21 protein-coding genes and 1 riboswitch are annotated in these 21354 nt (G+C 57.9%); of the genes, 2 read left to right on the top strand and 19 right to left on the bottom strand.

The window, feature by feature from the left end; genetic code table 11:
* Window positions 1–70: 70 nt before the first annotated feature.
* The 17 genes from trpB to miaB form a co-directional block, all read right to left on the bottom strand.
* Entirely contained in the window at window positions 71–1318 is a 1248-nt protein-coding gene (trpB, locus tag ACR0MS_RS00360) for a tryptophan synthase subunit beta (protein ID WP_480567721.1), read from the bottom strand.
* Window positions 1319–1407: 89 nt separating this feature from the next.
* Window positions 1408–2049, bottom strand: a complete 642-nt coding sequence (locus tag ACR0MS_RS00355) for a phosphoribosylanthranilate isomerase (protein WP_480567718.1) — start codon at window positions 2047–2049, stop codon at window positions 1408–1410.
* Between the two features lie 9 nt (window positions 2050–2058).
* Window positions 2059–2409, bottom strand: coding sequence for a lipopolysaccharide assembly protein LapA domain-containing protein (locus tag ACR0MS_RS00350; protein ID WP_480568586.1), 351 nt, complete (start codon window positions 2407–2409; stop codon window positions 2059–2061).
* A gap of 6 nt (window positions 2410–2415) precedes the next feature.
* Window positions 2416–2700 carry an integration host factor subunit beta gene (gene ihfB, locus ACR0MS_RS00345; RefSeq protein WP_037310872.1) on the bottom strand — a complete coding sequence of 95 codons (285 nt, stop codon included), beginning with the start codon at window positions 2698–2700 and terminating at the stop codon, window positions 2416–2418.
* 272 nt (window positions 2701–2972) lie between these two features.
* Window positions 2973–4649: a 30S ribosomal protein S1 gene (gene rpsA, locus ACR0MS_RS00340; RefSeq protein WP_170769919.1), complete on the bottom strand. Its 1677-nt coding sequence runs from the start codon at window positions 4647–4649 to the stop codon at window positions 2973–2975.
* Window positions 4650–4943: 294 nt separating this feature from the next.
* Entirely contained in the window at window positions 4944–6629 is a 1686-nt protein-coding gene (locus ACR0MS_RS00335; RefSeq protein ID WP_480567714.1) for a tryptophan halogenase family protein, read from the bottom strand.
* A gap of 240 nt (window positions 6630–6869) precedes the next feature.
* The gene (locus tag ACR0MS_RS00330) at window positions 6870–7385 is read right to left on the bottom strand and encodes a hypothetical protein (protein WP_480567711.1); all 516 of its coding nucleotides are present in this window, start codon (window positions 7383–7385) and stop codon (window positions 6870–6872) included.
* Between the two features lie 106 nt (window positions 7386–7491).
* Window positions 7492–8109, bottom strand: coding sequence for a (d)CMP kinase (gene cmk, locus ACR0MS_RS00325; protein ID WP_480567709.1), 618 nt, complete (start codon window positions 8107–8109; stop codon window positions 7492–7494).
* The gene (gene aroA, locus ACR0MS_RS00320) at window positions 8106–9452 is read right to left on the bottom strand and encodes a 3-phosphoshikimate 1-carboxyvinyltransferase (RefSeq protein ID WP_480567706.1); all 1347 of its coding nucleotides are present in this window, start codon (window positions 9450–9452) and stop codon (window positions 8106–8108) included. Before aroA ends, cmk begins: the two co-directional genes overlap by 4 nt.
* Window positions 9453–9521: 69 nt before the next feature.
* The gene (gene trmB / locus ACR0MS_RS00315; RefSeq protein WP_480567704.1) at window positions 9522–10232 is read right to left on the bottom strand and encodes a tRNA (guanine(46)-N(7))-methyltransferase TrmB; all 711 of its coding nucleotides are present in this window, start codon (window positions 10230–10232) and stop codon (window positions 9522–9524) included.
* A gap of 163 nt (window positions 10233–10395) precedes the next feature.
* The gene (gene metK / locus ACR0MS_RS00310) at window positions 10396–11577 is read right to left on the bottom strand and encodes a methionine adenosyltransferase (protein ID WP_480567701.1); all 1182 of its coding nucleotides are present in this window, start codon (window positions 11575–11577) and stop codon (window positions 10396–10398) included.
* A gap of 5 nt (window positions 11578–11582) precedes the next feature.
* Window positions 11583–11631: riboswitch (SAM-SAH riboswitch) on the bottom strand.
* A 42-nt stretch (window positions 11632–11673) separates the two neighbouring features.
* Window positions 11674–13170 (bottom strand): apolipoprotein N-acyltransferase, encoded by a 1497-nt coding sequence (gene lnt, locus ACR0MS_RS00305; RefSeq protein WP_480567698.1) that lies wholly within the window; start codon window positions 13168–13170, stop codon window positions 11674–11676.
* Window positions 13167–14054, bottom strand: coding sequence for a hemolysin family protein (locus tag ACR0MS_RS00300; protein WP_480567695.1), 888 nt, complete (start codon window positions 14052–14054; stop codon window positions 13167–13169). Before ACR0MS_RS00300 ends, lnt begins: the two co-directional genes overlap by 4 nt.
* A 37-nt stretch (window positions 14055–14091) precedes the next feature.
* Window positions 14092–14586: an rRNA maturation RNase YbeY gene (gene ybeY, locus ACR0MS_RS00295; protein WP_480567692.1), complete on the bottom strand. Its 495-nt coding sequence runs from the start codon at window positions 14584–14586 to the stop codon at window positions 14092–14094.
* Between the two features lie 38 nt (window positions 14587–14624).
* Window positions 14625–15647 carry a PhoH family protein gene (locus ACR0MS_RS00290; RefSeq protein ID WP_480567689.1) on the bottom strand — a complete coding sequence of 341 codons (1023 nt, stop codon included), beginning with the start codon at window positions 15645–15647 and terminating at the stop codon, window positions 14625–14627.
* A gap of 158 nt (window positions 15648–15805) precedes the next feature.
* A complete protein-coding gene (locus ACR0MS_RS00285) occupies window positions 15806–16570 on the bottom strand; it encodes an outer membrane protein (protein WP_480567686.1) in 765 nt (254 codons plus the stop codon).
* Window positions 16571–16750: 180 nt separating this feature from the next.
* Window positions 16751–18070 carry a tRNA (N6-isopentenyl adenosine(37)-C2)-methylthiotransferase MiaB gene (gene miaB, locus ACR0MS_RS00280; RefSeq protein ID WP_480567683.1) on the bottom strand — a complete coding sequence of 440 codons (1320 nt, stop codon included), beginning with the start codon at window positions 18068–18070 and terminating at the stop codon, window positions 16751–16753.
* A 120-nt stretch (window positions 18071–18190) separates the two neighbouring features.
* On the opposite strand from miaB, the gene ACR0MS_RS00275 reads away from it, so the two are divergent.
* On the top strand, window positions 18191–19054 hold the full coding sequence (locus tag ACR0MS_RS00275) for a hypothetical protein (RefSeq protein WP_480567680.1): 864 nt from the start codon (window positions 18191–18193) through the stop codon (window positions 19052–19054).
* A gap of 9 nt (window positions 19055–19063) precedes the next feature.
* On the opposite strand, the gene ACR0MS_RS00270 is transcribed toward ACR0MS_RS00275, so the two are convergent.
* Both ACR0MS_RS00270 and irrA read right to left on the bottom strand, forming a co-directional pair.
* The gene (locus tag ACR0MS_RS00270) at window positions 19064–19858 is read right to left on the bottom strand and encodes a phytanoyl-CoA dioxygenase family protein (protein WP_480567677.1); all 795 of its coding nucleotides are present in this window, start codon (window positions 19856–19858) and stop codon (window positions 19064–19066) included.
* Window positions 19859–20221: 363 nt separating this feature from the next.
* Window positions 20222–20638 carry an iron response transcriptional regulator IrrA gene (gene irrA, locus ACR0MS_RS00265; RefSeq protein WP_480567674.1) on the bottom strand — a complete coding sequence of 139 codons (417 nt, stop codon included), beginning with the start codon at window positions 20636–20638 and terminating at the stop codon, window positions 20222–20224.
* A 187-nt stretch (window positions 20639–20825) separates the two neighbouring features.
* Here irrA and fabA point away from each other — a divergent pair, with 187 nt between their 5' ends.
* Window positions 20826–21335, top strand: coding sequence for a bifunctional 3-hydroxydecanoyl-ACP dehydratase/trans-2-decenoyl-ACP isomerase (fabA, locus tag ACR0MS_RS00260; protein ID WP_170326986.1), 510 nt, complete (start codon window positions 20826–20828; stop codon window positions 21333–21335).
* Window positions 21336–21354: the final 19 nt, after the last annotated feature.

Here is a 21354-nt window from a genome sequence, read left to right as displayed (position 1 = left end):
CAACTTTTGCGAATTCCGGATGCAAAAACGGCGCTGCCAGATGGCGCGCCGTTCTTTAGTCGAAAAAAGGTCAGTCTGCCGAGCGCCCTTCGGTATCCGACATGTCAAAGTTCAGATACTTCGCCACGGTCTGCACGTCCTTATCGCCGCGCCCGCACATGTTCATGCAGATCAGGTGATCTTTGGGCAGTTCCGGCGCAATCTTCATTACATGCGCCAGCGCGTGGCTGGGTTCGAGCGCCGGGATAATGCCTTCGGTCGCGCAGCAAAGCTGGAACGCCTCCAGCGCCTCTTTATCGGTGATCGAGACATAGTTGGCCCGGCCAATGTCATTCAGCCACGAATGCTCGGGGCCAATACCGGGATAGTCCAGACCGGCCGAGATCGAATAACCCTCAAGAATCTGCCCGTCGTCATCCTGCAGCAGATAGGTGCGGTTGCCATGCAGCACGCCGGGGCGACCGCCGGTCAGCGACGCGCAATGCTCCATCTTTTCATTCACGCCTTTACCACCGGCCTCAACACCGATGATGTTGACGGATTTGTCGTCAAGGAACGGGTAGAACAGGCCCATCGCGTTCGACCCACCGCCGATGGCGGCGATGATCGTGTCGGGCAGACGGCCTTCGGCCTTCATCATCTGTTCCTTGGCTTCCTTGCCGATAATCGACTGGAAATCACGCACCATCGCCGGATAGGGGTGAGGCCCAGCCACGGTGCCGATGCAATAGAACGTATCACGCACATTGGTCACCCAGTCGCGCAGCGCGTCATTCATCGCGTCTTTCAGCGTGCCACGACCGGACGTGACCGGAATCACCTCGGCCCCGAGCAGGCGCATACGGAACACGTTCGGGGCCTGACGCTGTACGTCATGGGCACCCATATAAACAATGCATTTCAGACCGAACTTGGCGCAGACCGTGGCCGTAGCTACACCGTGCTGCCCTGCCCCGGTTTCCGCGATAATCCGGGTCTTGCCCATGCGCCGCGCCAGAATGATCTGGCCCAGCACGTTGTTGATCTTATGCGCACCGGTGTGGTTCAGCTCATCGCGCTTGAGATAGATCTTCGCGCCACCCAGATGCTCGGTCAGACGCTCCGCATAATACAGCGGCGAGGGGCGACCCACATAATTGGCCCACAGATCATCCATCTCGGCCCAGAAGGTCGGATCATCCTTGGCCTTCTCATATTCCTCTTCCAGCGACAGGATCAGAGGCATCAGCGTCTCGCTGACAAACCGCCCCCCGAAGATGCCGAAACGTCCCTGCTCATCGGGGCCGGACATGAAGGAATTGAAAAGATCGTTGGCCATGGCTGTCTCCATCGTCGTACCCGTTGTTCATAGGAGGTAGCTGCGGGATTTGCCATGGCAAAACGTACGTCACGGCACCCAGAGCAGCGCTATTGAGCGGCCTTGATGAACGCACTGATCAAAGCAGGGTCCTTGACGCCGGGCGCACTTTCCACGCCAGAGGCCACATCGACCTGACGCGCACCCGTCATGCGGATCGCTTCGGCCACGTTGTCCGGGTTCAGACCACCTGCCAGCATCCACGGTTTGCGCCAATACTTGCGTCCGGCCAACAGCCGCCAGTCAAAGGCCAGCCCATTGCCGCCCGGCAGGACCGCATTCTTGGGCGGCTTGGCGTCGATCAAAAGCTGATCTGCAACCTCGCTGTATTCGTCGATTGCGGTCAAATCGTCGGCGTCCGCCACCCCGATCACCTTGATCACAGGCAAACCATAGCGCGCTTTGATTTCACGAACGCGATCAACGCTTTCGGACCCATGCAACTGCAACATGTCAAACGGGGCAACCTCGGTGATGCTGTCGAGTTCCTCATCCGATGCGTTCACCACCAAGGCCACTTTAGCCACCCCAACCGGCACGGCCTGCATCAACGCAGCCGCTTGTTCGGGCGAGACATACCGGGGGGATTTCGGGAAAAAATTGAACCCAAGATACCGCGCTCCGGCCTCAGCCGCAGCGCGCACGTGATCCGGTGCGGTCAGGCCGCAGATTTTAACGGAAATATCCGGCATCAGTTGGCCTCAGCTGGCTTCGTCCAGCAGCGCAAGAACTTCGTCTTTGCCTTCGTTCTGCTTTTTCTTAAGCTTCTTGACCTCACGCTCAAGCTTGCGGACTTCGCTTGTCTTGGCGGTCGCATCGCGGCGGTGCTTGTGCTCACGCAGCCATTCCCACAGGAAACCGATGACAAGGCCAGCAACCACGCCGCCCAGAACCACAAGGAACAAAGGCAGCGACACGCTGAAATTAAAGCCAAGCAGGTCGGCAAAGGCCTGCGGCATCAGCGTTAATTCCACGGCTTCGCGATTGGCAAGAGAAACTGAGATCAGGACAATCCCGAGGATCGCCAGAAAAGCATATCGAAGGTAGCGCATCATGGCCTAGGCTTTACCGTTCAAACGATCCCTTAGCAACTTACCTGTCTTGAAAAATGGAACACATTTTTCTTCAACCTGAACAGTCTCACCAGTTCTGGGGTTGCGTCCGACACGGGCGTCGCGCTGCTTGACCGAAAACGCGCCAAATCCACGCAGCTCAACACGGTCACCGCGCGCCATGGCGTCCGTAACTTCTTCGAACACTGTATTCACGATACGCTCAACGTCACGCTGATAGAGATGCGGGTTTTCGTCGGCGATTTTTTGAATCAGTTCTGAACGGATCATGTGCGCTACCCTCCCAGGCGACCGGTTAACCATGTCTAGTCTTCTGAACAGTATAGAAAGAAACCCGGATTGGGGGAATGTTGACTCTGGGCGCAAAGCCTTAATTTTGCTGAAAACTCACGCGATTTTTTGCCGGATAACGGGAAATTGGCTCGAATTGAGAGCGTGATGCACGAACTGGCCGCAATTTTTGGAACATATTGATTCGCAACAAAAACGGCCCCGCGCATATGCGCGAGGCCGTGAATTTGGTTTTGGCTGATTGCCCGGGCTTAGTCGCCGGACTTCAGCGCTGCACCCAGGATGTCGCCCAGCGACGCGCCCGAGTCGGAAGAACCGTACTGTTCCACGGCCTCTTTCTCTTCGGCGATTTCGCGTGCCTTGATCGACAGGCCCAGACGACGGGTCTTGCTGTCGACATTGGTGACGCGGACGTCGACCTTGTCACCGGTCGAGAAACGCTCGGGGCGCTGCTCGGCACGGTCACGCGACAGGTCCGAACGGCGGATGAAGGATTTCATGCCTTCGTATTCCACCTCGATGCCGCCATCTTCGATCGCGGTGACTTCGACAGTGATGACCGAGCCACGCTTCACGCCGCCCACGGCTTCGGCGAACTTGTCACCGCCCAGGGCTTTGATCGACAGCGAGATACGCTCTTTTTCGACGTCAACTTCCGAAACGACGGCCGAAACCATGTCGCCCTTGCGGTAGTTCTGGATCGCATCCTCGCCACGCTCGTCCCAGGACAAGTCCGACAGGTGAACCATGCCGTCGATGTCGCCTTCGAGACCAATGAACAGACCGAATTCGGTGATGTTCTTGACTTCGCCTTCGACTTCGGTGCCCTCGGGGTGTGTTTCTGCAAACACTTCCCACGGGTTGCGCTGAGTCTGCTTCAGGCCCAGAGACACGCGACGCTTGGCGCCGTCGATTTCCAGAACCATGACGTCGACTTCCTGGCTGGTCGAAACGATTTTGCCGGGGTGGACGTTTTTCTTGGTCCAGGACATCTCGGAGACGTGCACCAGACCTTCGACACCGGCTTCCAGCTCGACGAACGCGCCGTAGTCGGTGATGTTGGTGACGCGACCCTGATGGACCGAGCCCAGCGGGTATTTGGCAGCAACCAGATCCCACGGATCTTCTTGCAACTGCTTCATGCCCAGGCTGATGCGGTGGGTCTCTTTGTTGATCTTGATGACCTGAACCTTGATGGTTTCGCCGATCGTCAGGATCTCGGACGGGTGGTTTACACGACGCCACGCCATGTCGGTGACGTGCAGCAGGCCGTCTACGCCGCCCAGGTCAACAAATGCACCGTATTCGGTGATGTTTTTGACAACACCCTCGACGGTCTGACCTTCGGACAGGTTGCCGATAACTTCGGCGCGCTGTTCGGCACGCGATTCTTCCAGGATGGCGCGACGCGACACAACGATGTTGCCACGGCGACGGTCCATTTTCAGAATCTGGAACGGCTGTTTCAGACCCATCAGCGGGCCAGCGTCGCGCACGGGGCGAACGTCAACCTGCGAGCCGGGCAGGAACGCAACTGCGCCACCCAGATCGACGGTGAAGCCACCTTTGACGCGACCAAAGATTGCACCTTCGACGCGCTGGTCGTCGGCATATGCTTTTTCCAGACGGTCCCATGCCTCTTCACGGCGGGCCATCTCGCGCGAGATGACGGCTTCGCCACGGGCGTTTTCTGCGGCGCGCAGGTAAACTTCGACCTCGTCACCTACAGCGATTTCAGGAGCTTCGCCGGGATTTGCGAATTCTTTCAGATCAACGCGGCCTTCCATTTTGTAGCCTACGTCGATGATGGCTTGGCCGGCTTCGATCGCCAGAACCTTGCCTTTGACAACAGAACCCTCTTCGGGTGTGTCCATTTCGAAGCTTTCATTAAGGAGGGCTTCGAATTCCTCCATGGATGCGTTAGCCATGTGGCGTTGTTTTCCTTTACAGTACGTTTTTGCTGGCCGAGCGGTTGTCTCCGCCGGTCTTAATGGATTGGTCAGACGACCTGACATATGCCGCAAAACAAAGAGGGCCGGTTAGTTCCGACCCTGCTCGTCTCATTGTTTTATGGCTCAAATCGCCTTGTCGACGCGCGCTCTATAGCGGGTTCGCCAAGGCGCTGCAAGTTATAACGGGCAATGCACACTATAACCTGCAATACCTGCTGACAAATGACCCAGCGGCCGGGCGAAATTCACCGCCCGGCTCACTGGCAAATTCTAGAACAACTGCAAATCCTTTGCGCCGCTCTGGATTTCAGCGAAGTTGGGCATGTTCTGGACGGCCACCGGCGCAGGTTTCGCACCCGGCATCGCAACCGTCGGCTTCGCCGCGACCGCTTTGCCGAAGGCGGGCTTTTCCAGCTCTCCTCGGATATCACGCAGCAGGGTCTTGTGATCCGGCATGGATTTGAGAATCTGTGCAAGGTCCACTTTTGCGCCCTTCCACCACTGGAACCAGATCGGCTTTTTCAAAGGCCGCACCCGATCGCGAATGCCAGTGCCATAGCCAGTATCGTAGACTTGCTTGCCCAACAGCACTGTCTGATAAACGCGGTGATCAAAGAGCGTCGCGAACTCGACATCGTGCTGCATCGGCAAGCGGTGCTGCCACAGCTCAAGGTTCTCGGCCAACCGGTCGGGTATTTTCATCTCGGTCCGGGCGTCGATCCAATACTGATCGTCCGTGCGGTTGCCCAAACGGTAGTGCAGACAGATGAATTCCAGAACCTCATTATAAAGCTTGTCCATCTGCCGGTTATACCGCGCCCGCAAGGACGGTTCGATCGCCTGAGTGGGCAGATGTTCGGCGAACCAACGCACCGCGTGGTCGATCATATGGATCGCGGTGCTTTCCAGCGGCTCGATAAACCCGCCGGACAGACCAATGGCCACACAGTTCTTGACCCAGGCATTGCGCACCCGTCCGACCCGCATCGGGATCACGCGCGGCGTGAGGCCCTTGCCGCTGTCGCCCAGCCATTCAAGATATTCATCCGCCGCCTGGTCATCCGTCCGATGCGCCGAGGAATAGACATAGCCGGTGCCGACACGGTTGAACAAAGGCACCCGCCACGTCCAACCGGCCCCCAACGCGGTGGAGCGCGTAGCGCTTTCGATCTTTTCAGGGTCAGGATGTTCGACCTGCAGGGCCATGGCCCGGTCATTGGGCAGGTAGTCCGAGTAATCCATGAATGGCTCACCCAGAGCCTGATTGATGATCAACCCCCGGAACCCGGTGCAATCCACAACCATCTCGATATCGTGGCGGCCTTTACGCTCCAGCATCAGATGGCTGACATTGCCCTGTTCATCCAGTTCAACCGCCTGAACCTCATCCTGAATATGTTCGACACCGCGCTTGGTGCAAACCTTGGTCAGCATCCCCGCGAACTTCACCGCATCCAGGTGGTATGCAAAGCCGAACCGTTGTTCGAATTCCGGCGCGCCCAGTGGCCGCGCGCCTTTGCACAGGCGGGCCAGATCGTCATGCGGCGAGATAGATTGCGTGAAATCCCGATCCCCGTTGCCAAAGCGCAGAAAATATTCGGCCGCCTCTAGCCCTTCCAGCATCTGGCCATGGGCAAAAGGGTTCATATAGTCGATGCGATTGCCCTTGGCGTTGTTGTTCCAGTTGCAGAACTTCACACCCAGCTTGAATGACGCGTTCGTCTCGCGAAAGAAATCCCGTTCGGCGATCCCAGCCTGCCGCAGTGTAACCGGCATGCGCGGCACGGTGGCCTCGCCCACACCCACTGTCGAAATATTCGGGCTTTCGATCAGGCAGATGCGCGGTCGGTCCTTTGGCGCTGACGTGCGAGAAAACACCATCTCAAGGATCAGCGCGGTCATCCAACCTGCAGTGCCGCCGCCGACGATAGTGATTTTACGCAAACGATTGTTCATTTAGCTCTCCCCCTCAATATTTCAGGGGACTATACCAGCTTTCCGACACCTCGCTAGGGCCTTGGCCGCCTTGGTTGTCAGCGTGTTCAAACATGTGACAATCGGTGATGGTCTCTCCGTTCCACCCCGGCTTAGCACCCCGCGAGAAATCGTGAATACGCCCCCGGTTTTGACCGATTCCACACGCGGGTTCCTGTTCGAAAATCCAGCTTTTGGAACTACGTAAACTCTGCGCCCGTATTAGATTTCCTCGCCCTTCTTCAGCAGTTCATCTATCAATTCGCGTTGAAGGTCATGGCTGTCACCCCCTCCGAACTCAGCAGCGCCGCCTGAATACAGGGTGCCATATGTCTTGGCGATATTCACGGTCTGGGCCAGCCCCGAAATCAGCTGGTCCTTGTCCAGTTTGGACAGGGGGTGAATGAATGCTGCCCACAACGTGCCATTGGCAATGGCATAACGCGCGTCCAGAGTGCTGTCGAAATTCGCCTGCATCATGCGCTGAAGGTCCGCAGCAGACAAATCCGCGGCGCTGCTGATGGAAACCATTGCACGCATCCGGTCCGCGTTGATATCCGTGATCACCAAGACCGAAACATCCGACACGGTCATTTGGAAACCCGGCCCTTGGGGTTGCGCGTCCGGATCCAGCGCAAAGATTATCTTCCCAAGACGCTCATAGGTCATGGGTGGTTCGACTTCCTGCGCAGCCAGACTTCCGGCCAGAAAAATCAGAGCTAAGGTCAATCGGATCATGGTATCGCTCCTGCGGATTACCAATCCATCCTACGCAGCCCTAAGCTGCCTGACCAAACAAAGCTTGGTGAGGAGCGTTCCCAAAATCGTGAGTCCATTCAAGGTTCTAGGAACCCTTGCGCTTGGCGTCTTCAACGATGGCGATCGCCTCGGCCAACGCCGCTTCGATACTCAGGTTCGACGTATCCAGCAGCACAGCATCCTCCGCGGGTTTCATAGGGGCCGTGCTGCGCTCGGCATCGCGGGCGTCGCGTTCGCGGACATCTTCCAGTACCTGCGCCCGCGTTGTGTCGGACCCCTTGGCGCTGAGTTCCAGATATCGCCGCTCTGCCCGGACCTCGGCGCTGGCAGTGACAAACAGCTTAACTTCTGCCTCGGGGCAGATCACCGTCCCGATATCGCGCCCGTCCAGAACAGCACCTTGGGGCCGGGCCGCAAAACTGCGCTGAAAGTCCACAAGTGCTGACCGAACCTCTGGGATCACGGCCACCTTTGACGCGGCCTGCGCGATTTCAGCGGTGCGCAGATCACCTTGGTCCAACTCTTCTGCGGTCAAAGCTTGGGCAGCGGCAGCGGGTTCAATCCCGTCCAGAGTCCGGCGCCCCACTGCGCGGTACAGCAGCCCGGTATCCAGATGTGCAAACCCGAAATGCGCCGCCAACGCCTTGGAGATCGTGCCCTTCCCCGCAGCCGCTGGCCCGTCTATGGCAACCGTGAAGCTCACGTGCGGTCCACCTTGGCACCCAACGCCGCCATCAGCGGTTCAAAGATCGGGAACGAGGTCGCAATCGGGCCGCCATCATCCACCGAGACCGGCGTTTTCGCACCCATCCCCATCACCATGAAGGACATGGCGATGCGGTGATCCAGAAAGCTCTCGCAAGTGCCGCCGCCGGGGACGTTACCGATGCCCAGCCCGTCGACCGACCACCATTCTTCGCCCTCATCCACACTCACGCCATTGGCGCGCAGACCACGGGCCATGGCGTCGATCCGGTCGCTTTCCTTCACGCGCAGCTCTTTTACGCCGCCCATCATCGTGGTGCCGGTGGCGTTGGCCGCGACCACGGACAGAACCGGATATTCGTCGATCATCGAGGCCGCACGTTCCGGCGGCACGTTGATGCCCTTCATGTTGGGCGAGTATTTCGCGCGCAGGTCGGCAACGGGTTCGCCACCCTCTTCGCGTTCGTTTTCATAGGTCAGGTCCGCGCCCATCTCGCGCAGCGTGGTGAACAGCCCGGCGCGGGTCGGGTTCAGGCCGATACCCGGCACCAGCACGTCCGAGCCCGGTGTGATCAACGCCGCGCAAACCGGGAATGCTGCGCTGGACGGATCGCGGGGCACGGCAATCACCTGCGGTTTCAGCTCGGGCCGACCCGTCAGGGTGATCACCCGGCCTTCATCAGTGTCCTCAACGGTAATCTCAGCGCCGAACCCGGCCAGCATCCGCTCGGAATGGTCGCGGGTGGCTTCTTTCTCGATCACCACGGTCTTGCCCGGCGCGTTCAGACCGGCCAGCAGCACGGCGGATTTCACCTGTGCCGACGGAACCGGAACCTCATACCGCACCGGCACGGGGTCGGCCGCGCCCACGATGGTCATCGGCAAGCGCCCGCCCGAGCGACCAACAGCTTGCGCACCAAACAGCGCCAGCGGGTCCGTCACCCGCGCCATGGGACGTTTGTTCAGGCTGGCATCCCCGGTAAACGTGGCCGAGATCGGACAGGTCGCCATCGCGCCCATGATCAGCCGCACCCCGGTGCCCGAGTTGCCGCAGTCAATCACCTGATCCGGTTCGGCAAAGCCGCCGACGCCCACGCCATGCACTGTCCATTCGCCACCGCCGTGGTCAGTTACCTGGGCGCCAAAAGCGCGCATGGCTTTGGCGGTGTCCAGAACATCTTCGCCCTCGAGCAGGCCGGAAATCTTCGTCTCACCCACCGCCATCGCGCCCAAAATCAGCGACCGGTGCGAGATAGACTTGTCGCCGGGCACCTCTGCCGTGCCGGTCAGCGGACCGCAGGGATGCGAGGTCATCGGGATGGGCGTGCCGTGTCCGGACATGGGGGCTCCTGTTTTCGCTATCAGTGCCTTAGCCGATTAGCGAATTGGGGCCAGATGGTCCAGCGGCAATCAGTCTTTGCGGCGGAAGGTCAGGTAATGCGGGTTGCGCCCCTCGCGCAGGGCCTTTTGTTCGTAGCGGGTGGAAATCCAGTCGCCCCAAGGCTCGCGCCAATCAGAGGGGCGCTCCGCCAGCCATTCGAACCCGGCGCGCGGCACTTCTTCGAGCGTCTGGCGGACGTAATCGGGAATATCCGTCGCGACCCGAAAGATCGAACCCGGTTTCAGCGCCCGCGCCAGTGGCTCAAGATGTTCTTGCGTCACAAAGCGGCGACGATGGTGCCGCGTTTTGGGCCACGGATCGGGATAGAGCAGGAAGGCGCGCGAGATGCTGGCCTCGGGCAGCACGTCAAACAGATCACGCGCATCGCCGGGGTGAACGGCGAGGTTTTCAACCCTGGCTTGCCGGATTTTGCCCAACAACATGGCGACGCCGTTGATGTAGGGTTCGGCCCCGATGATACCGATATCGGGGTTGCTTGCGGCCTGATGCACCAGATGCTCACCGCCTCCGAACCCGACCTCAAGCCAGACGTCCCGCCCACCAAACAACGCCTGCAGGTCCAGTGGATCGCGGTTGGGGTTCGAGTCCCAATCGACCGCGCCGGGGGACAGGGCGTCTAGGTCTTCGCTCAGATACGTCTTTTGGCTTTGCTTGAGGGTCTTGCCCTTGAAGCGGCCATAAAAGTTTCTGCGGGGGCGTTGGGGGGTCTCGGTGCTCATGGGGCGTGCCATACTGTGCGTTCAGCTATGTGGCAAGAGTAGCAGTGGGGGCCAGCCCGTCGCCATTGGTTTCTCGGACCAATGGCGCAACCAATAGCGACCCCCCGAAGTATTTTTCAACAGAAGAAGAGCGCGCCCGAATGGGCGCACATTTGGGTTTAGGTCAGATGGCCGATTTCAAGGCACCCACCAGATCGGTGCGCTCCCAGCTGAAACCGCCGTCGGCGTCGGGTTCGCGGCCGAAATGACCGTAAGCGGCCGTACGCTGGTAGATCGGCTTGTTCATCTGCAGGTGCTGGCGAATGCCGCGCGGGGTCAGGTCCATGACCTGCCCGACGGCTTTTTCAATCTCGGCATCCGCGATCTGGCCGGTGCCATGCGTATCCGAATAGATCGACAGTGGCTTGGAGACGCCAATCGCATAGCTCAGCTGGATGGTGCAGCGGTCTGCCATGCCTGCGGCCACCACGTTCTTGGCCAGATACCGCGCGGCATAGGCGGCCGAGCGGTCCACCTTGGTCGGGTCTTTACCCGAGAACGCACCGCCACCATGAGGGGCTGCACCGCCATAGGTATCCACTATGATCTTGCGGCCCGTCAAACCCGCGTCGCCGTCAGGTCCGCCGATCACGAACTTACCGGTAGGGTTTACGTGCCATTCTGTCTCAGCCGACAGCCAGCCTTCGGGAAGGGTTTCGGTGATATAAGGCTCAACAATCGCGCGGATATCATCCGAGCTGAGCGCTTCATCCAGATGCTGTGTTGACAGAACGATCGAGCTGACGCCCACCGGCTTGCCATCACGATACACCACCGATAGCTGCGATTTCGCATCCGGGCCCAGCGCGGGTTCACTGCCGTTTTTACGCACCTCGGCCAGACGGCGCAGGATCGCGTGGGAATATTGGATCGGGGCCGGCATCAGTGCGGGTGTCTCGGTCGTGGCGTAGCCGAACATGATGCCCTGATCGCCCGCGCCTTCGTCCTTGTCACCCGATGCATCAACGCCCTGCGCGATATGGGCGGATTGTTCGTGCAACAGGTTCGTCACCTCGACCGTTTCGTGGTGGAACTTGTCCTGCTCGTAACCGATATCTTTGATACAGGCGCGCGCGATCTCGTCGATGCGGCCCATGTAATCGTGCAGTTTTTCCTGATCAGACAGACCTACTTCTCCGCCGATGACGACGCGGTCGGTCGTGGCGAAAGTTTCGCACGCCACGCGCGCTTCGGGTTCTTCATTTAGAAAGGCGTCTAGGACGGCATCGGAAATCCGGTCGCAAACCTTATCCGGGTGCCCTTCGGATACGGATTCCGAAGTGAAAGTGTAGTTCTGTCGGGACATGAAAGTGCTCCATTAAGATTTCCCCGTCACGCCAGGAAGCCGTTGTGACAGGCATCCGAGGGGATACGCCTGCTAAATCACCGGGTCAATCTGAAATTAAGCGCCCTCTCGCCGAGCGTTGCGCCAAAACAGCGCAAACAATCCGGCAAGCAAAAGAATGATGGGCACGTCCCCAAGCCTTGAATAAAGCGTCGCGGCAAAAGGCTTGGGCAGAACAGCGTCAACATAACCTGCCTGCCCCAACGCAAGAGACTGAGTAACGCGGCCCAGCGGATCGACCATTGCGGATACGCCGGTGTTGGCCGAACGCATCATGGGCAATCCCTGCTCAATGGCCCGCATCTGGGCTTGTGCAAGATGTTGATAGGGACCTGATCGCGTTCCAAACCATGCGTCATTGGTAATCTGTAACAGGAAATCCGCACGCCCCGGAGCGGACAGGACATCTTGGGTAAAGACCGCTTCGTAACAAATCAAAGGCAGTGCCTTGCCCAGCCCCCCTGCATCCATCAAGGCCGCACCCGGCCCGGCGCTGAACCCGTTGCCCGTTGTTGCGGCCATTCCGTAGATACCAAATCGCGCCATGAGGTTGCCAAGCGGCACATACTCTCCAAACGGGGCCAGATGATGTTTGTCGTACAGCCCTTGCTGTTGGCCGTCCTCGTCCAGATAGATCATTGAGTTGTAGATCCGGGGTCCATCCCCGCGTTGAATGCCCAGAAAAACCGGCGTCCCCTGGGCTGCATCCACGACGACGTCCAGATAGGGTTGCGCGCTGCCCAACCACGCCGGTATCGAGGTTTCCGGCCAGACAATCAGGTCCGGTTTTGGCTGCGCGGCCGTGAACTCAATCTGGCGCGCAAAAAACAGCGGTGCGTAATCCGGGTCCCATTTTTGGTGCTGCGGCGCGTTGGGCTGAACAAGGCGCACAACATGCCTTGTTTCGGTCACTTCGGGCCGAAGAGCAGCGTAGCCAAAGGCCAAACACACCACACCCGCAGACAAGCACGCAGGCACCGCAAACGAGGATCGTTGTGTCAGTGCGGCTCCCATAGGCAGTGTCGCCAGCAGCGTCAGCGCGCCCACCCCATAGGGACCAACCAGTGACAAAACCTGAGCGAGTGATGTGCCAACCCAAACCTGCGCGAGTCCAGCCCATGGAAATCCAGTCAACACATACCCGCGCGCGCATTCAGCCAAGGATATCGCGATGGCCAGAAACACAGCCTGACCAACTACGCCCTGCCCAGGGCGGCGCGCCAGCCAAAAGGCCAGTGCCCAGAACAGCGCCAGCCCTCCGGCCATGAACACGAGCGCGAAAGGGGCCATCCAAGCATGTCGTTCCGCGTCTACGAGAAACGGCTCAATGATCCAGCTTAATGCATGAGCGAAATAGCCAGTCGCAAAGGCCCACCCCAGCCAAGCCGCCTGCGCCCGTGTTTCCGTTGCCAGATACAGCGGCGCCAGAGCAAGCAAAGCGGCAATGGACGCAATCCAAAACCCGTAAGGCGCAAGCCCAAACGCTGTCGCCACGCCCAAAAGCGCCGCAGCCAAAAGCCTCAACCGATTGGGCAAGCCCTGGGCAGGGTTCATGCAACGATATCCGGCAACATGACACGCAAGCGTTTGATCCTGCGCGGGTCGGCATCCAGGACTTCGAACTCTGGCCCTTCGGGGTGCAGAACAACTTCTCCGCGCGCAGGTACACGACCCGACAGCATGAAGACCAAACCGCCCAGAGTGTCGATCTCTTCCTCGTCGACATCCTCATGGCTGGTCAGCGAGCGTCCGATTTCGGCTTCGAATTCTTCCAGCGGGACACGGGCCTGAACCACATAGCATCCGGGTTTCTCCTGCACCCAGAGCTGGCTCTCGTCTGCGTCATGTTCATCTGCGATCTCACCGACGACCTGTTCGATCAGATCCTCGATCGTCAGCAACCCGTCAACGCCACCATATTCGTCGATCACAAGCGCCATGTGGCGCCGTTCCGTCTGCATCTTGGTCAGCAAAACACCAATCGGCATAGACGGAGGCACGAACAACAGGGTTCGCAGCATCGACACCAGATCAAATTCAGAGGACGTCCCGTTGAACCCGTGCGTCAGCGCAAAATCCTTGAGGTGTACAAACCCAAGCGGGGTATCCAACGTCCCCTCATAAACGGGTATCCGCGACAACCCGCTGTCCCGAAAAACCTGCGCCAGTTCGTCTTTGGTTATGGTCGAGGATACCGAAATGATCTCGGCGGTAGGGATGGCTACGTCTTCGACACGCATGCGCCGCAGGTTGATCATGCCCCGAGGTTGGCTCTTGTCGACCTCGTGCCCATTGGCCGCAGCTTCTTCTTCGTCGTTCTGGGTCGAGAACGCATCCACTATTCGAGAAAAGAAACCCGTTTTCTCTCTTATGTCATTGTCGCCGTCCTTTGGTTGCGCGCCCTGCGCCGCCATAGAACTGCCGTCTGTATCGCCCATTTTCCCATTCCAAATGATCGGCCCGAACGGGCCCGTATTAAACTATATATGGGTTATCAATACCCAGTTTGCCAAGTATCTCGACCTCGACACCTTCCATCAAAGTGGCGTCGGGGTCACGAATGTGATCGTATCCCAGCAAATGCAATGTTCCGTGAACCAACAAATGCGTCACGTGATCATCTATGGTCTTTCTCGCTTCGGCAGCTTCGCGCGCGCAGGTATCATAGGATATTGCGATGTCCCCCAGCGCAATTTCTCCGGTGAAGTCTGCGCGCGGCAATGCCGGTTCCTGACCTGCGACCTCAGCCGCCAGATCATCGGCTGGCCAGCTCAGAACATTGGTCGGCGTCGGTTTTTCGCGAAACTCGGCGTTCAATTCGGCAATGCGGGCATCGCCGCAGGCCAGCACACTGACCTCGCACTGCTCCGAGTCCAGCTCAAATTGTTCCAATACCGCCTTGATTGCGCGCATGGCCAAAGGCTCCAGCCCCTGCCATCGGGCATCTTCAACCGATAGTTCGAGATTCATTCTGTCACTTCCAAAGTCCCGAGGCCGGGTCTTTGAAACTATCCGGTTTCACGGCCCGAGTCCGCCTCATACGCTTCGATGATCGCGGCGACAAGCGGGTGCCGTACAACATCCTTCGACGTGAAATAGTTGAAGCTGATGTTTGGAATCGTCTTCAGCAAACGCTCGGCATCGGCCAGCCCTGATTGGACCCCGCGTGGCAGATCGACCTGCGAACGGTCGCCGGTGATCACCATCCGGCTGCCTTCACCCAGTCGGGTCAGGAACATCTTCATCTGCATGGTCGTGGCATTTTGCGCCTCGTCCAGAACAACGAAAGCGTTCGCCAGCGTTCGGCCGCGCATAAAGGCAAGCGGTGCAATTTCGATTCGCTTTTCCTCGATCAGCTTGGCCAGTTGCTTGCCGGGAAGAAAATCGTTCAGCGCGTCATAAAGCGGCTGCATGTAGGGATCGACCTTGTCCTTCATGTCCCCGGGCAAATAACCCAGCTTCTCACCCGCCTCGACCGCAGGACGGCTGAGAATGATGCGATCCACATGCCCGCCTATAAACATCGACACGCCGACAGCAACGGCCAGATAGGTTTTACCTGTCCCTGCCGGACCGATCCCAAAGGCCAGTTCGTTGTTGAACAGGGATTGCACATAAGCCTTTTGCGCGTCGGTACGGGGCTCAACCAGCTTTTTGCGGGTCTTGATTTCAACCGTGCCACCCTTGAACATTTCAAGCTGGTCACCGTCGCGGCTTCCGGTGCCTTTCTCAGATCCCCCCATACGGAGCTCGCGGTCAACGTCCGCGGCTTCGACTTCGCGCCCGCCTTCAAGACGGGTGTAGAGGGCCTGAAGGACCTCAATCGCTTGCTTCTGGGCTTCTTCCTCACCCATCACAACCAACTGGTTCCCGCGCCGAACAATCTGAACGGATAATTTATGCTCAATATCGGTCAGATTGCGGTCATATTCGCCGCACAGATCAATCAACAACCGGTTGTCTGGAAATTCAACAAACGCCTCACGCTGGGGCATTTCATTCTGCGGTGGGTTCAGGGCACCGATGGCCAATCCGTTCTCCTGTCTTGGCGTTTCACCTTGAGCGTAGACAACATCTCTTGGTGGGTGCAAGCCACAGTTTCAAATTTTCCGTAACTGATGTCAAAACCGCCGATCACCGGCCGGATAAAAAAAGCCCACGGGCCCGGAACAGCCGTAAATAATGGTCTTTAGAACCTGTAGTTCAGACCAAATCGTAACCCCCGAAAGCGCGGTGTCGACTTGGTCGAGAATCCGTTTTCAAAGACGATGTCCTTGGAATCAAACTGAACGTATTCATACTCGCCAGTAATCGACCAATTGGCGTTTAAGTTATGTTCAACGCCGATGCTGGCCGAAAAGCCATTGCGCGAGTCGCTTTCTTCGAAACTTTGAACCGCAGGTCCAAGGGTCAAGCTGTTCGTGGTTTCGACGTCACCGTTCACATACCCCATCGAAAGGAAATACAGCACCGTGCCGCTTTTGTTGGTAAGGCCATTTCGGAAGCGAATCGATATGACGTCCGAGACTTCGGACCCGCCGTTCACGGTGAAGCCACCGATTTGCGTTGTGACGTCGTCATCCAGGGACCCGAAATCATATCCGATTTCGAACCCATAGACATAATCGCGGCCTTGCTTGGCCGGAAGAATGCCCCGCCAGCCTGCCCGTACACCCCCGTAAGAACCGCTCAGGTCCAGTTCGCCAATTGCAAATGTATTGGAGGGTGTGGTCAGACCGAACCGGTCCGTTCCGCTGGTCGCGTAACCGCCGGTCAAGCCCAGATAAAACGCACTGACGTCGCTATCGAAACGCTTGGGGCTAACGACGGGAGGATCTGAAACGCCTTCATCAAGATTGCCAGCCGCTGTCGCGCCGGAAAGAAACACAAATGCAACCAAAGCAGAAAGAGGCAGCTTGAACTTGGGTATATCAAAAAACTTCAGAACTTTCACTCGCACTCTCCATAGCTACGCCCCAAAATACGGGACAAAGCAACAATGGGCTCCGGGGCGGCCAAAGCCGTATACCCCTAAAAACTTTGACTTTTCTCGGAACATAGTTCCAAGTAATAAATCAAGGGTAAATTTTTCTATAAGATTCAACCATGACGCAACGACACAAAAAGTGGCGCGTTACAGCAACCTGCCAGCTAGCGAATTTGAGCCTGAGCTGGTGATCTGCACGTCTCTCAATTCACCTATTCCGACATCCGCGTCAGAGACGTGAACCGAATGAAGATACTCGGATTTTCCGACCATCTGGCCGGGCAGCCTGCCGGTTTTTTCAAACAGCACGCGCACATTTCGTCCGACCATCGCATCCTGAATTTCGCGCTGGTGCTGCGTGATCATGGCCTGAAGCCGCTGTAGGCGGTCATCCGCCACCTCAGGATCAACCTGAGACCGCTCGGCCGCAGGCGTTCCGGGGCGCGTGGAATACTTGAACGAATACGCATATCCGTATCTGACCTGCTCGACCAAATCCAACGTGGCCTGGAAGTCTGCATCCGTTTCTTCGGGGAAGCCGACAATGAAGTCACCAGACATCATGATATCGGGCCGCGCTGCGCGGATGCGTTCGATCAGACGCAGATAGCTGTCAGCCGTGTGGCTGCGGTTCATCCGCTTCAGAATCCGGTCCGAGCCTGACTGCACAGGCAGATGCAGATAGGGCATCAGCTTGTCACATGTCCCATGCGCCTCGATCAGGTCATCGGCCATGTCATTGGGGTGCGAGGTGGTGAAGCGGATACGTTCCAATCCATCGACCTTGTTCAATTCCCAGATCAGACCCGCCAAGGTCATATCCCCGTTCGACCCCGCGCCGTGGTAAGCATTTACGTTCTGACCCAGCAGAGTAATCTCGCGCACGCCGCGTTCGACCAGATCCTGCGCCTCACGGATGATGCGATCGGCGGGACGGCTGACTTCGGCACCACGGGTATAGGGCACCACGCAGAAGGCACAGAACTTGTCGCAGCCTTCTTGCACGGTCAGAAACGCCGTCGGGCCGCGCTTGGCCTTGGGGCGGTTTTTCAGCTTTTCGAACTTATCTTCCTCGGGGAAGTCGGTGTCCAGCGCCTTGGCACCCTCGCGGGTTTTGGCCTCCATCTCGGGCAACCGGTGATAGCTTTGCGGCCCGACTACCAGATCGACCAAAGGCTGACGGCGCATGATCTCTTCACCCTCGGCCTGCGCAACACAGCCTGCGACGCCGATCTTCAGATCAGGCTTTTCGGCTTTCAGCCCCTTGAAACGGCCCAACTCGGAATAGACCTTTTCAGCCGCTTTTTCCCTTATGTGACAGGTGTTCAGCAGAATCATATCCGCATCGTCAGGTGTCTTTGTTTCGACATATCCCTGACCACCCATCGTCTCGGCCATACGCTCGCTGTCGTAGACGTTCATCTGACAACCATAGGTCTTGATGTACAGCTTTTTGGGTTCCGACATGGGTGTAGCCTTTGCGTTCGCGGGATCGGCGTCGTCTATACCTTACGAACGCCGCTTGCAATGCCCGCGCGATTACCCGATTTTGGCCAAAAACTCCAGTTGGACGAAATCAGACGGGCCATGCAGTACGACTCTCTCAACTCCTTCCTGCGAACGGGCGCAGAGGCCCTTGCGAAAAGCCCCGTCGCACTGATTTTTGCTGAAGACGATGTTGAGGTCGACGGCACCATCCATCACCACCTGAATCTGGGCTTCAAATCTCTTGTCGCGTTCATGCCACAGGAGTTTTCTCTGGACCCTGCCCTTGCCGACCGCATTCACCGCGTCACCCTGACATGCGCGCCGCGCACAGCGGTCTTTGAGACGATCAACAAGGTCATGAAGGCCGCGCCCGATGTTTGGATATATTACTGCTATAACACCGAATACCTGTTCTATCCGTTTTGCGAAACGCGGACCATTGGCGAGTTGCTGGCATTCCATGCGGAAGAGCGCAGAAATTCCATGCTATGCCATGTTGTTGACCTCTACGCGGATGATCTGACGGCTGCGCCGAATGGGGTAGCCCCCGATTGCGCCCTGCTGGACAAGACCGGTTATTATGCCCACACCCGCCACGACGCCGATGGGCATCCGCTGGAGCGTCAGTTGGACATGTCCGGCGGCCTGCGGTGGCGGTTCGAAGACCAGATCCCATATGAGCGCCGCCGCATCGACAGAATCGCCATATTCAGAACGCAACCGGGCTTGGACCTCAGGCCGGATCACACGTTCAACGCGCCGGAATACAATACCTATTCCTGCCCGTGGCATCACAACCTGACCGCCGCCATCTGCTCGTTTCGCGCGGCAAAAGCGTTGAAAATCAACGCTGGTTCAAACAGCAATATCCAGTGCTTTCGCTGGAGCAACTCCGCCCCGTTTGAGTGGTCGTCACGACAATTGCTGGATTTGGGGCTAATCGAAACCGGTCAGTGGTTTTGATCCACCCGCCTAACGTCTGAGCAGAACCGGGAACCAATCCTCTCGCAGCCGCTGGCCGGGCTGCATGTCGTGCCCCGGAAACGGAGGAGACGTGCGACCGGGACGTTCGACATAGCGCGCATCGTCACCAACAAGACGCAATGAAAAGGCGCGGCGGCGGCTGTCCGAATGATTTCCGCGCGCGCCGTGAAGAGTTCGGTAGTTGAAGGCAACCGCGTCGCCCGGCTCCATCTCATACTCGATGACCTTCATGCCTTCTGCATCGGGATCAGGGACTTGGATGTACTGACCTTCATCGGGAAAGAACCCTTCTTCGGAGACCCAGCGGGTCGGCAGCACCTCTTTCTCCCACCGGTGCGATCCGGCGACGCATCGCAATGTCGCCTGCGTCACGGGGTCCAGCGGGGACCAGAAGCTGATCGTCTGCTGGCCTTCGACAAAGTAATACGGCCCGTCCTGATGCCACGGAGTGGCCATCGAGGTGCCCGGTTCCTTGACTAGCACGTGATCATGGAACATCTGCACGGACTGAGACTGCATCAGATCCGCTGCAACTTCGGCCACGGGCGAGTTGTGGACGACCTCCTGGAACTGTTCGATCCGCGACCAGTTGCAATAGTCGTCAAAAAACAGCCCCGTCTCGCCCTGCTTTTTGTTATCGGACGCATATGGTCCAGGCTCGGCAATGTTAACCTCGATCCCTTCCCGCAGGGTGTCGACATAATCGGCAAACAGACCTTTGATCAGAACCACCCCATCGCGCTGATAGGCATCAATCATGTCTTGTGTTACCAATGGGTGCATCTGCTCAGTCTCCGTGCCAGTAGTTCGACGATCTGCGCATGGATCAATCCTCTGTTCAAATCATATCTTTCAAATTTGGACTTAATTTCACTTTTATTTTCCCCGGCTTCAGGACGCGTATGTTTATGTGTTTGGCAGACATGGCGGCTTGCCATTAGCGGCCCGGCATTTCTTGGAGTTGCTTCGGCAAATCGGGCAATACACGATGGTCGCGCACAAAGCTGCCTCGCTGGGAATTCAGCGCGATCTCACGACGAACAATTTAGGGATCGCCCTCAGCGATACCCGTGGTTCTGGCACAGGACCGCTCGCCCCGCAAACGGGTAAGGCAGTGCGATTTCTGACCGAATTTTTGACGTGAGGTTATTTCTTCCGCAGGCGAATAACGACGTCCACAGACGCGATTTCCACGCCTTCAGGCGCTTGAGGAAGGCGTTGAATCACCAGTTCTTCTGATGGCGCATCGCTCAGGCGGCCCTCATTCTCCCAGAAAAAGTGAGGATGATCGTGGGTGTTGGTGTCGAAATAACTTTTCGACCCGTCCACTGTGATTTCTTGCAAAACCCCTGCATCGCAGAAAGCGCGCAGCGTGTTGTAAACGGTCGCCAAAGACACAGCGTCACCGTTCTTTTTGGCCGATTCAAAAAGGCTTTCGGCGGTCACATGGCGATGGCGGCCATCACCCACCAGCAATTCGGCCAACGCCACCCGCTGACGCGTCGGACGCAGTCCGGCGTGAACCAACCAATTCGTGGCAATGCTCTGGCTTTCAGGTGTCATCAATCCGATACCTTAGTTGTGCTGAGGTATATATAAGTGCTGTGGTCAGGTAATTTCAAATGAAATTCATTCGCAAGAATAGTCTGAACACAACATCATGTAGGCCACCGCTCTTGCAGGACCTTGCATACGGGTGCTAGACGAGGCCAGATTAAACGAACAGACCCCTGGCAGGAGAGGCGGCAGAATGGCCCAATTCCCGAGCAGCTTTGACAAGGACGATCTGCTGAAATGCGCCCGTGGCGAATTATTCGGCCCCGGTAACGCGCAGTTGCCTGCCCCGCCGATGCTGATGATGGACCGGATCACCGATATCTCGGCCGATGGCGGCGCGCATGGCAAGGGCCACGTTCTGGCCGAATTCGATATTACGCCGGACCTGTGGTTCTTTGACTGCCACTTTCCCGGCAACCCGATCATGCCCGGCTGTCTGGGACTGGATGGCCTGTGGCAACTGACCGGCTTCAACCTGGGCTGGCGCGGCTGGCAGGGGCGCGGCATGGCCGTAGGTGTGGGCGAGGTCAAGCTGACCGGCATGGTGCGCCCGGACCGCAAGATGCTGACCTATAAAATTGATTTCAAAAAAGCGATCCAGACACGGCGCCTGACCATGGGCGTGGCGGATGGAATCGTCGAAGCGGACGGTGAAATGATCTACGACGTCAAAGATATGAAGGTCGTATTATCTGAAGCCTAAGCCTGACCGGGCCGAAATA

This window comes from Ruegeria sp. CJ2 (assembly GCF_056536745.1).
This window is presented reverse-complemented; position numbering and strand designations above follow the sequence as displayed.

Bases quoted from the DNA above. Each gene is read 5' to 3' on its own strand.
- trpB (WP_480567721.1), bottom strand. From the start codon at position 1,318: ATGGCCAACGATCTTTTCAATTCCTTCATGTCCGGCCCCGATGAGCAG.
- ACR0MS_RS00355 (WP_480567718.1), bottom strand. From the start codon at position 2,049: ATGCCGGATATTTCCGTTAAAATCTGCGGCCTGACCGCACCGGATCAC.
- ACR0MS_RS00350 (WP_480568586.1), bottom strand. From the start codon at position 2,409: ATGCGCTACCTTCGATATGCTTTTCTGGCGATCCTCGGGATTGTCCTG.
- ihfB (WP_037310872.1), bottom strand. From the start codon at position 2,700: ATGATCCGTTCAGAACTGATTCAAAAAATCGCCGACGAAAACCCGCAT.
- rpsA (WP_170769919.1), bottom strand. From the start codon at position 4,649: ATGGCTAACGCATCCATGGAGGAATTCGAAGCCCTCCTTAATGAAAGC.
- ACR0MS_RS00335 (WP_480567714.1), bottom strand. From the start codon at position 6,629: ATGAACAATCGTTTGCGTAAAATCACTATCGTCGGCGGCGGCACTGCA.
- ACR0MS_RS00330 (WP_480567711.1), bottom strand. From the start codon at position 7,385: ATGATCCGATTGACCTTAGCTCTGATTTTTCTGGCCGGAAGTCTGGCT.
- aroA (WP_480567706.1), bottom strand. From the start codon at position 9,452: ATGTCCGGACACGGCACGCCCATCCCGATGACCTCGCATCCCTGCGGT.
- trmB (WP_480567704.1), bottom strand. From the start codon at position 10,232: ATGAGCACCGAGACCCCCCAACGCCCCCGCAGAAACTTTTATGGCCGC.
- metK (WP_480567701.1), bottom strand. From the start codon at position 11,577: ATGTCCCGACAGAACTACACTTTCACTTCGGAATCCGTATCCGAAGGG.
- lnt (WP_480567698.1), bottom strand. From the start codon at position 13,170: ATGAACCCTGCCCAGGGCTTGCCCAATCGGTTGAGGCTTTTGGCTGCG.
- ACR0MS_RS00300 (WP_480567695.1), bottom strand. From the start codon at position 14,054: ATGGGCGATACAGACGGCAGTTCTATGGCGGCGCAGGGCGCGCAACCA.
- ybeY (WP_480567692.1), bottom strand. From the start codon at position 14,586: ATGAATCTCGAACTATCGGTTGAAGATGCCCGATGGCAGGGGCTGGAG.
- miaB (WP_480567683.1), bottom strand. From the start codon at position 18,070: ATGTCGGAACCCAAAAAGCTGTACATCAAGACCTATGGTTGTCAGATG.
- ACR0MS_RS00275 (WP_480567680.1), top strand. From the start codon at position 18,191: ATGCAGTACGACTCTCTCAACTCCTTCCTGCGAACGGGCGCAGAGGCC.
- ACR0MS_RS00270 (WP_480567677.1), bottom strand. From the start codon at position 19,858: ATGCACCCATTGGTAACACAAGACATGATTGATGCCTATCAGCGCGAT.
- irrA (WP_480567674.1), bottom strand. From the start codon at position 20,638: ATGACACCTGAAAGCCAGAGCATTGCCACGAATTGGTTGGTTCACGCC.
- fabA (WP_170326986.1), top strand. From the start codon at position 20,826: ATGGCCCAATTCCCGAGCAGCTTTGACAAGGACGATCTGCTGAAATGC.